Annotated in this window: 8 protein-coding genes and 1 rRNA gene; 8 read left to right on the plus strand and 1 reads right to left on the minus strand. The window is 42.8% G+C overall.

Going from position 1 to position 9871, the window contains the following annotated elements:
- The first annotated feature begins 121 nt into the window (after window positions 1–121).
- The 8 genes from cysG (at window position 122) to ACSSVW_RS19965 (ending at window position 8830) form a co-directional block, all read left to right on the plus strand.
- Complete coding sequence (gene cysG / locus ACSSVW_RS19930) at window positions 122–1543, plus strand: siroheme synthase CysG (RefSeq protein WP_036971795.1); 1422 nt, start codon at window positions 122–124, stop codon at window positions 1541–1543.
- A 35-nt stretch (window positions 1544–1578) separates the two neighbouring features.
- Window positions 1579–2478, plus strand: coding sequence for a sulfate adenylyltransferase subunit CysD (cysD, locus tag ACSSVW_RS19935; RefSeq protein ID WP_036971584.1), 900 nt, complete (start codon window positions 1579–1581; stop codon window positions 2476–2478).
- Window positions 2478–3902 (plus strand): sulfate adenylyltransferase subunit CysN, encoded by a 1425-nt coding sequence (gene cysN / locus ACSSVW_RS19940; protein ID WP_036971586.1) that lies wholly within the window; start codon window positions 2478–2480, stop codon window positions 3900–3902. The genes cysD and cysN overlap by 1 nt, the downstream gene beginning before the upstream one ends.
- 32 nt (window positions 3903–3934) lie before the next feature.
- On the plus strand, window positions 3935–5662 hold the full coding sequence (locus tag ACSSVW_RS19945) for an SLC13 family permease (RefSeq protein WP_036971588.1): 1728 nt from the start codon (window positions 3935–3937) through the stop codon (window positions 5660–5662).
- A 21-nt stretch (window positions 5663–5683) separates the two neighbouring features.
- Entirely contained in the window at window positions 5684–6280 is a 597-nt protein-coding gene (gene cysC, locus ACSSVW_RS19950) for an adenylyl-sulfate kinase (RefSeq protein ID WP_036971590.1), read from the plus strand.
- Between the two features lie 3 nt (window positions 6281–6283).
- Window positions 6284–7054: a 3'(2'),5'-bisphosphate nucleotidase CysQ gene (gene cysQ, locus ACSSVW_RS19955; RefSeq protein WP_182396074.1), complete on the plus strand. Its 771-nt coding sequence runs from the start codon at window positions 6284–6286 to the stop codon at window positions 7052–7054.
- A gap of 168 nt (window positions 7055–7222) precedes the next feature.
- Window positions 7223–7414 carry a hypothetical protein gene (locus ACSSVW_RS19960; protein WP_036971594.1) on the plus strand — a complete coding sequence of 64 codons (192 nt, stop codon included), beginning with the start codon at window positions 7223–7225 and terminating at the stop codon, window positions 7412–7414.
- A 153-nt stretch (window positions 7415–7567) separates the two neighbouring features.
- On the plus strand, window positions 7568–8830 hold the full coding sequence (locus tag ACSSVW_RS19965; RefSeq protein ID WP_454180031.1) for an aromatic amino acid transport family protein: 1263 nt from the start codon (window positions 7568–7570) through the stop codon (window positions 8828–8830).
- A 955-nt stretch (window positions 8831–9785) separates the two neighbouring features.
- On the opposite strand, the gene rrf is transcribed toward ACSSVW_RS19965, so the two are convergent.
- A 5S ribosomal RNA gene (gene rrf, locus ACSSVW_RS19970) occupies window positions 9786–9871 on the minus strand; the annotation flags it as partial.

Consider the following 9871-nt stretch of genomic DNA (forward strand, 5'->3'; position numbering starts at 1 on the left):
CCCAATATAACTTTTAGTTATATACATTGGGTTTTAATTATTTTTTACTTAACAATACGCACTATATTCTGCTTGTCTGCAATAAGCAGTTTCTGTGATGTTTTTTAGGGGTATAAACAACGTGCAATATTTACCTATCTTTACCAAATTAGACGACAGGCCCGTATTGGTAGTCGGCGGTGGAGATGTTGCGTTACGCAAATGCCGCGCATTTTTAAAAGCGCGCGCACACGTGACGTTAGTCGCCCCTGAATTTTGTGATGAGCTTATAACCCTTGCAAACACGGGTGAAGTCACGCTAATTAACGACATATTTCAAGAACACCATTTAGATAAACAAATGTTGGTTATTGCCGCAACAGATAACGACGCGGTTAACAGCACGGTTTTTGAGCTTGCTAACGCACGCAATATTTTCGTTAATGTCGTTGATGATCAACCTAAGTGTAGTTTTATCTTTCCCTCGATTGTTGACCGTGACCCTATCACTATTGCTATCTCAAGCGCGGGGACAGCCCCTGTTTTAGCACGTCGCTTACGTGAAAAACTTGAAACGCTTATTCCACAACATATTGGCCCTTTGGCTACTTTAGTCGGGAGTTTTCGCGACAAAGTAAAGCAACGTTTTAAACATTTCGCCGACCGTCGCCAGTTTTGGGAAGGTGTGTTTGATTCATCGGTTGTGAGTAAAGTGCAAGCAGGCGACACTACCGCAGCGTCGGCGCAACTAGAGCAACTACTCGAAGCCAAGCCTGAGCCCGAAGGTGAAGTATATGTTGTGGGCGCAGGCCCAGGTGACCCAGAGCTATTAACGTTAAAAGCCCTGCAATTAATGCAACAAGCCGATGTTGTTGTGTATGACTACCTTGTGTCTGATGAAATTATGGAACTGGTGCGTCGCGATGCCGACTTAGTGTGTGTTGGCAAGCGCTTGGGCGATCATAGTGTGGCACAAGAAGATACCAATCAAATGTTAGTTGATTTTGCTAAGCAGGGTAAAAAAGTATGCCGCATTAAAGGGGGCGATCCATTCATTTATGGCCGTGGCGGTGAAGAAGTACAAGTGCTTGCTGCCAACCAGATCCGCTATCAAATTGTTCCTGGTATTACTGCTGCAGCCGGTTGCAGTGCTTATGCGGGTATCCCATTAACACATAGAGACCATGCACAAGCCATCCAATTCGTTACTGGGCACTGTAAAAAAGAGGGTCAAGAACTCGATTGGCAGTCGCTTGCTAAACCTAATCAAACCTTGGCGATTTATATGGGGGTGATTAAGTCACCTCATATCCAAGCACAATTATTAAAACATGGTCGCGGTGCAGATACACCAGTGGCCATCATTGAAAACGGCACACGTAAAGAACAACGTGTCGTGACGGGGCAGCTAGGTGAATTAGCCGATTTAATTTCACGGCACAGTATTATTTCACCAGCGTTATTAATTATTGGCGAAGTTGCATCACTGCATCATCAACTTGCTTGGTTTGGCCAAACGGCACAAACCAGCAGCTTTGCCCAGCCTTTAACAGGCGTAGCGTAATTTAACTTTTAATCATTTTAGTAGGACGACTAACAATGGCTTTAACACACCTTCAGCAATTAGAAGCTGAAAGTATCAAGATCATGCGCGAAGTTGCTGCTGAGTTTGAAAACCCGGTTATGCTTTACTCAATCGGTAAAGATTCATCGGTGTTATTACACTTAGCACGTAAGGCATTTTACCCAGCAAAAATTCCATTTCCTCTTTTGCATGTTGATACCAACTGGAAATTTAAGGAAATGATCGAGTTTCGCGATCGTTTAGCCAAAGAATATGGCTTTGATTTAATCGTCCATAAAAACCCTGAAGGTTTAGCGATTGATATTAATCCGTTTGTTCATGGCTCAGCGAAGCATACCGATATCATGAAAACCCAAGGCTTAAAACAAGCGCTTGATAAATATGGTTTTGATGCTGCATTCGGCGGTGCTCGCCGCGATGAAGAAAAGTCACGTGCCAAAGAGCGTGTTTATTCTTTCCGCGATAAGCACCACAGATGGGATCCTAAAAATCAACGTCCAGAGCTGTGGAATACTTACAACAGCCAAGTTAACCCGGGCGAAAGTATTCGTGTATTCCCATTATCTAACTGGACTGAGCTTGATATTTGGCAATACATCTACCAAGAAAACATTGAAATGGTGCCACTATATTTAGCCAAAGAACGCCCTGTTGTTGAGCGCAATGGCACTCTCATTATGGTTGATGATGAGCGCATGCCGCTTGAAGAAGGCGAAGTACCGCAAATGAAGTCGGTCCGTTTTCGTACCCTTGGCTGTTATCCACTTACTGGTGCTGTGGAATCAACCGCCAGCTCATTAACTGAAATCATTGAAGAGATGTTGTTATCAACATCATCTGAGCGTGAAGGTCGCGTGATTGATCACGACTCTGCAGGCTCTATGGAAAAGAAAAAACGTGAGGGTTATTTCTAATGTCTAAAACTAACGACACGATTAATGAAGTAAGAGAACTAGGCATCGACGCCTACCTTGCGCGTCAACAAGACAAAAGCCTTTTACGTATGCTGACATGTGGCAGTGTTGATGACGGTAAATCAACGTTAATCGGCCGCCTTCTGCATGACAGCCACCAAATTTATGAAGATCAACTTGCAGCCCTTCACAAAGACAACGAAAAAGTTGGTAATGCAGGTGAAGAGCTTGACTTAGCCCTACTCGTTGATGGCTTGCAAGCTGAGCGAGAACAAGGCATCACGATTGATGTTGCGTATCGTTATTTCTCAACAGCAAAACGTAAATTCATTATTGCGGATACGCCTGGACATGAGCAATACACCCGCAATATGGTAACAGGTGCATCAACCAGCGATGTGGCAATTATCCTAGTGGATGCACGTTATGGCGTGCAGGTACAAACTAAGCGTCATAGCTTTATTTGTGACTCTTTAGGGATTAAACAATTTGTTGTTGCTATCAATAAGATGGACATCGTCGATTTTGACGAAACCGTGTATGAGAAAATCAAAGCCGATTACCTTAAGTTTGCAGAGCAGTTAAACGTCACAAACATTAAGTTCGTACCTATGTCAGCATTGAAAGGCGACAACGTTGTAGTACGCTCTGAACATACACCTTATTACACCGACAAACCGCTTCTTGAATTACTCGAAGATTCCCCTGCGGCTGAAATTGATACTGGCTTTGAAGCACGCTTACCTGTGCAATATGTTGTGCGCCCTAACTTAGATTTCCGCGGTTTCCAAGGAACACTCACTTCAGGTACGTTCAGTGTGGGTGATGCCGTAAAAGTATTACCATCAGGAAAAAGCTCAAGTATCAAAGAGATTGTCACCTTCGATGGGAACCTTGATACAGCCGAAGCAGGCCAAGCAGTTACATTAACGCTTAACGACGAAATTGATATCAGTCGTGGTGATGTAATTGTACCAGCCGCATCTAAAGCCGCTGTAACAAACCGTATTCAAGCCAAACTTGTGTGGATGCATGAATCTCCCTTGGTGCTAGGTAAAAACTATAACTTTAAGTTAGGCAGCAAAAATACTTCAGCGGTGGTGAAAAAAATTGATCACACGATTGATGTAAATACCTTAGAGCATGGCCAAGCAGACTCTCTGCAGCTAAACGAAATTGCTATTGTAACCCTCGAGCTTACAGAAACAATTTTGGCAGATGAGTATCACGACAACCATGAAACAGGGGCATTTATCTTAATCGATCGCCTATCAAACTTAACGGTTGCAGCAGGTATGATCGAGCAGTTATTGAGCACTGAAGAGCAACAAAGTGGCTTTAGCGACTTTGAAGTTGAGTTTAATGCACTTGTTCGCAAGCACTTCCCTCATTGGCAAGCGCTTGATATAACTAAGCTTAAATAATCACAATTCGCCTGTTATAGGAAGTAAAAAGCATGTATCAACAGCTGGTATTAACAGGCATTATGCTGGTATTAGTCGGGTGCCTATTTGGCACACGATTAAAACCAGCATGGTTATTTGTGAGCGCCATTGGAATTAGCTATCTTTCAGGGCTTATTAGCCTTGAGGATATGCTTGTTAATTATGCCAACCCCTCGTTAATCACCCTGATACTTTTAGTATTGGTATCAATTGCGGTAGAAAAAACCACATTGGTACAGAAACTTGCCCAATCCTTATCAAAAGGTAGCCTGACAAGCTCTGTCACTAAGCTTGGCTTATCGACCGCCTTTTTGTCATCGTTTACTAATAACACAGCCGTTGTGGCATCTCTTATTAGTGCCATAAAAGAGAGCCCGACACATTCGCCATCAAAACTATTACTGCCTTTGTCGTACACCGCAATACTCGGTGGCACAATTACTTTAATTGGCACCTCAACTAATTTAATCGTCAATGGTTTTGCTGTTGAAGCGGGCATGGCTCCCTTAGGTTTTTTTGATTTTACACTGGTTGGTTTAGGCGCATTAAGTGTGGGCCTGATCACCATTATTGTAATGCTTAAATACCTACCCGATAACGGTAAAAATAACCAAGAAGTCGTGCCATTTTACTTAGAAGGCAAAGTAGAAGCTGATTCAAAGCTGATTGGTAAAAGTGTTGAAGAAAATGGTCTGCGTGAATTAAAAGATCTCTTCCTTGCTGAAATCATTCGTGGTGACAAACGTATTTGTGCCGTCACCCCAAAACAAGTAATCAAAGAAGGTGACGTATTATTATTTGTCGGCGATATAAAGTCTGTTCCTTTACTGACTCAATTTGATGGCTTAAAAGTGGTTCATGACAAGCACGAGAAAGATGTTGAACACCTTGTTGAAGTGGTCGTGAGTCACTCCTCTAAATACATTGGCAAAACGATTAAAGAAATTCGCTTTCGCGAACAGTTTCATGCGGCAGTAATTGCAATTCGTCGAGGCCATGACCGTTTACAAGGAGGCCTAGGTAAGGTGCAATTACAAGCAGGTGATTCCTTGATTCTCGCGCCGGGTAAAGCATTTTACACACTCCCAAACTTAAAGCGTGAGTTTGTTTATATTTCGGGTCTCGATTTACAAACACATTTAAAAGCAAAGCAATCAAACATTGTGCTGGCTAGTTTTGCCGGGGTTTTAACGTTAAGCATTATCGGTTTAGTCCCCTTAGTAAAAGGCTTATTGGTGTTACTCATTGGCCTAATGCTCAGCGGCACAATTAAGCTCAGTGAAGTTAAACGTCGCTTCCCTATCGAATTACTGGCGGTTGTAGGCAGTGCGATTGGACTCGCCAAACTCATGATTGGCACCGGTTTAGCTGGTGAAATATCGAATGGCATGCTTTATGTGTTAGGTGACTTTGGCCCTTACGGGGCATTTATTGCCATCTTCTTAATGACGGTCATGTTTACCGAATTGATTACCAACAATGCAGCCGCCGCACTTTCATTTCCTGTTGCGTATGCGCTGGCTATTGGCTTTGATGTTTCCCCACTGCCCTTTATTATGGCCGTGGCCTTTGGTGCATCGGCCAGCTTTATCTCACCATTTGGTTATCAGACCAACCTTATGGTGTACAGTGCGGGAAATTACCGCTTAAAAGATTACATTGCCATGGGCCTTCCTTTATCGATTATCTATTCGATTACGGTACTTACATTGATACCACTGGTTTTCCCATTTCAATAACAAACAACGAGAACAGATACAATGAATGAGAATATCGTTTGGCATAACTACGCAATCACTAAAGCACAACGTAGTGAGCAAAAAAAGCATAAGCCGACTATTTTATGGTTCACTGGCTTTTCTGGCTCTGGTAAAAGCACCGTGGCCAATGCGCTAGAAAACGCACTAAACCAACTTGGTGTTCACACCTATCTACTTGATGGTGATAACGTACGCCATGGGTTATGTAAAGATTTAGGCTTTACTGATGAAGATCGTGTTGAAAATATTCGCCGCGTAGGCGAAACAGCGAAACTCATGGTCGATGCCGGTCTTGTGGTACTCACCGCATTTATTTCACCCTTCCAAAGTGAACGCGATATGGTAAGGAACTTGGTAGATGATGGTGAGTTCATCGAAGTGTTTTTAGATACCCCACTCGACGTATGTGAAACTCGTGACCCTAAAGGGCTTTATAAAAAGGCACGTGCGGGTGAAATTAAGCATTTCACCGGTATTGATTCAGACTACCAAGTTCCAACATCACCCGAAATTAAAATCGATACGAGCAAAAACACCCTAGACCAATCGGTGCAAGAACTGGTAGCGTATCTAAAACAACAGCAAATTATAGGTTAAATCATGAATCATACGGAACTGCTAGAAGAAATCTTACTGCTGGCGCGCCAAGCAGGAAATGCCATTATGGGTATTTACGAAAAAGATTTTAACGTCGAATACAAAGCCGATGAAAGCCCAGTAACCGACGCCGATCTAGCAGCCCATAAAGTGATTGTTAATGGCTTAAAACAGTTAACGCCAGACATTCCGATTCTAAGTGAAGAAAGTGCAGATATTAGCTGGGATCTTCGTCAAACCTGGCAACGTTATTGGCTAGTCGACCCGATTGATGGCACAAAAGAGTTCATCAAAAAGAATGGTGAGTTTACGGTAAATATTGCGCTCATTGAAAACGGTAAGCCTATTTTAGCCGTCGTCGACGCACCTGCATTGGGTGTCTCATATATTGCAAGCAACGCCATTGGTGCGTTTAAAGATAAGGGCGATGAACGCATCGAACTTAAAGTTACCCGCAAGCCAAATAAAGGGCTTATTCGTGTTGTTGGCAGTCGCTCACACCCTTCCCCTGACCTAGCTGAATTTGTAAAACAATTCGATGACGTAGAAATGGTCTCAAAAGGCAGCTCACTAAAACTATGTTTAGTAGCCGAAGGCAGCGCCGATATTTACCCTCGCTTAGGCCCAACCTGCGAGTGGGATACAGGCGCAGGCCATGCGATTGCCGAAATAGCAGGAGCAACGGTTAGCAAACTCGATGGCAGTCCACTGCTGTATAACAGTAAAGAAGAATATCTGAATCCGTATTTTATAGTATCGGCGTTACAGGACTAGTCTTTAGCAGTCGATGTTATAGAGTGAAATACTACATAAGCTGGGTAACGCGAAGCGAAACCCAGCGACTTAAAGTAAAAACTTACCCTCTCTAAATTAACGTTAAACTAGCCTTTATGCCTGTGTTCCGATAATATTTTGCCCTCTTAATCTATTAAAGGAATGACGATGACGACTGTTGAAAAAGCCATTGAAGCAGCTTACCAAGCGCAAATCACTTCTCTTTACAAAGCACTATCACAAGGTGTGCTTGCTGCTAATGGCGATGAAAGTGAAATCACAGCAGCTGAAGCTCGCTTTAAAAAAGGCTTAGCATTTGCTGCTGATATAAAAGCCCGCGCACTTGCAGCAGCAGAGTAAACACCACAACTGGGCTTAACTAAACTAGCCCAGCATTTCCTTTTGTAAGTCTCTCCTTACAGCATAGTTATCTAAATACAACGCTAAAACATGCATTCTTAGTTGCTTTTCTATATGCTGCGCGACAATTATTATTCTAATAGTGGAGTGCTAATGAACACACAACAAGATGCTGCGCAGTTTAGTGCATCGACAACAAGTAGTAACTCGAAATGGAATCTTCACGACACCCAGTGGGTATTAAGTTTATTTGGCACAGCAGTGGGTGCCGGCATTTTATTCTTACCCATTAATATCGGTATAGGCGGGTTCTGGCCATTAGTGATTATGGCGTGCTTAGCCTTTCCTATGACTTACTTAGCTCATCGTGGCTTAGCTCGTTTTGTATTATCATCAAAACAACCAGATGCTGACTTTACCGATGTGGTAGAAGAGCACTTTGGCATGAATGCTGGGCGGCTAATTTCTCTTTTATATTTTCTTTCTATCTTTCCTATTTTACTTATTTATGGCGTTGGCCTAACCAATACCGTAGACAGCTTTATCGTTAATCAATTAGGTATGGAATCACCACCACGCGTGCTGCTATCAGGCATTTTAGTGGGTGGTATGATTAGCTTAATGCTAGGTGGAGAAGCACTCATGTTGCGTGCTTTTGCTATTTTGGTCTATCCACTCGTCGGTATTCTGTTTTTCTTATCGTTGTATTTGATCCCAAGCTGGCAGATGCCTGACGTATCAGTTCCTGAGTTTTCAGGCTTTATGAAAACGCTCTGGTTATCAATTCCTATTATTGTGTTCTCATTCAGCCATGCCGCTGCAATCTCAAGTTTTGTCCATGTACAGCGAGCTCATTACGGTAATAATGCTAAAATGAAGTCAGAAGCAATTCTGAAGCGCACCAGCTTATTGTTAATCGTATTTGTATTGCTGTTTGTATTTTCGTGTGTGTTGTCTTTATCATCAGAACAAATGCTGCAAGCTAAGGCCGAAAACGTTTCTATCTTGTCGTTTCTTGCCAATATTACTGATAACTCATTCATTGCCACACTAGGCCCGTTGGTAGCGTTTATCGCGATTACGTCATCTTTCTTAGGCCACTTTTTAGGAGCCCGCGAAAGTTTCAATGGTCTTGTCAGTAAGCAAGCACATATGAAACCTAAACTCGTTGATAAGATTGGCACTGTTATCATGTTCTTCGCTATTTGGTATTGCTCGGTGATCAACCCAAGTATATTAGACATGATGGATCAACTTTCAGGCCCAATTATCGCCATGATCTTATTCATTATGCCCATGATTGCCGTGTATAAAGTCCCTAGCCTGCAAAAATACAGGCACCGCTTAAGTACTTTATTTGTGCTAGCTATTGGCTCTCTTGCTGTTCTTGCGCTTATTTACAGCATGATTAAATAACAGTAAGTACTGAATATATAAATATAAAAGCCCAGCGGGGAAACCTGCTGGGCTTTTTCGTATTTATTCGTCAAGCACCGCGTTGTTGTGTTGCTCATTAATGAGAGACGGATTAGCGTAACCCATTTTAGAGCCCCTTGCACTTCTGTCATCGTGATTAAGAAGCGTAGGAGCGGCTTTAGCCGTGAATGTCTATGGTTATATATGAAGGGTATAATCAGATACTTCGGCACTAAAGTGCCTCCTGCTAAGCTCTAATTATTTGAGCCAGAAGTGAAATGAGTGATTAAAGAGAACCCTCATTCCCAATACTGTCATCATGATTAAACAACGTTAGAACCGTGATTGAACATCGTGATTAAGAAGCGTAGGAACGGCTTTAGCCGTGAATGTCTCTGGTTATGTGTGAAGGGCATATCAGACACTTTCGGCACTAAAGTGCCTCCTACGCGCTAATTAGGTTAGCGTAAGGTGAAGTAGCCCATTTTAGAGTACCTTCATTCTTGTCATCATGATTAAGCAACGTGGGAACCGTGATTGAACATCGTGATTAAGAAGCGTAGGAACGGCTTTAGCCGTGAATGTCAGGGGTTATGCATGAAGAGCATATCAGACACTTTCGGCACTCAAGTGCCTCCACGCCCTAATTAGGCTAGCGTAAAGTGAAGTAGCCCATTTTAGAGTCCCTTCATTCTTGTCATCATGATTAAGCAACGTGGAACCGTGATTGAACATCGTGATTAAGAAGCGTAGGAACGGCTTTAGCCGTGAATGTCAGCGGTTATGTATGAAGGGCATATCAGATACTTCGGCACTAAAGTGCCTCCTACATCTCTTCATCTTGCGCTTATGCCTACTAGGATATAGGTCGTAGGGGGTCTTGGTTGGGTGTTTTATTTTTCTACAGGCAACAAAAAACCCGCTGCATTGCTGCAACGGGTTTCTCTAATTAGGAGCCTGGCGATGTCCTACTTTCACATGGCAAATGCCACACTATCATCGGCGCTGTTTCGTTTCACTACTGAGTTCGGCATGGAATCA

This window comes from Pseudoalteromonas sp. MBR-15, assembly GCF_053628915.1.

Bases quoted from the DNA above. Each gene is read 5' to 3' on its own strand.
- cysN (WP_036971586.1), top strand. From the start codon at position 2,478: ATGTCTAAAACTAACGACACGATTAATGAAGTAAGAGAACTAGGCATC.
- cysC (WP_036971590.1), top strand. From the start codon at position 5,684: ATGAATGAGAATATCGTTTGGCATAACTACGCAATCACTAAAGCACAA.
- ACSSVW_RS19960 (WP_036971594.1), top strand. From the start codon at position 7,223: ATGACGACTGTTGAAAAAGCCATTGAAGCAGCTTACCAAGCGCAAATC.
- ACSSVW_RS19965 (WP_454180031.1), top strand. From the start codon at position 7,568: ATGAACACACAACAAGATGCTGCGCAGTTTAGTGCATCGACAACAAGT.
- ACSSVW_RS19945 (WP_036971588.1), top strand. From the start codon at position 3,935: ATGTATCAACAGCTGGTATTAACAGGCATTATGCTGGTATTAGTCGGG.
- cysD (WP_036971584.1), top strand. From the start codon at position 1,579: ATGGCTTTAACACACCTTCAGCAATTAGAAGCTGAAAGTATCAAGATC.
- cysQ (WP_182396074.1), top strand. From the start codon at position 6,284: ATGAATCATACGGAACTGCTAGAAGAAATCTTACTGCTGGCGCGCCAA.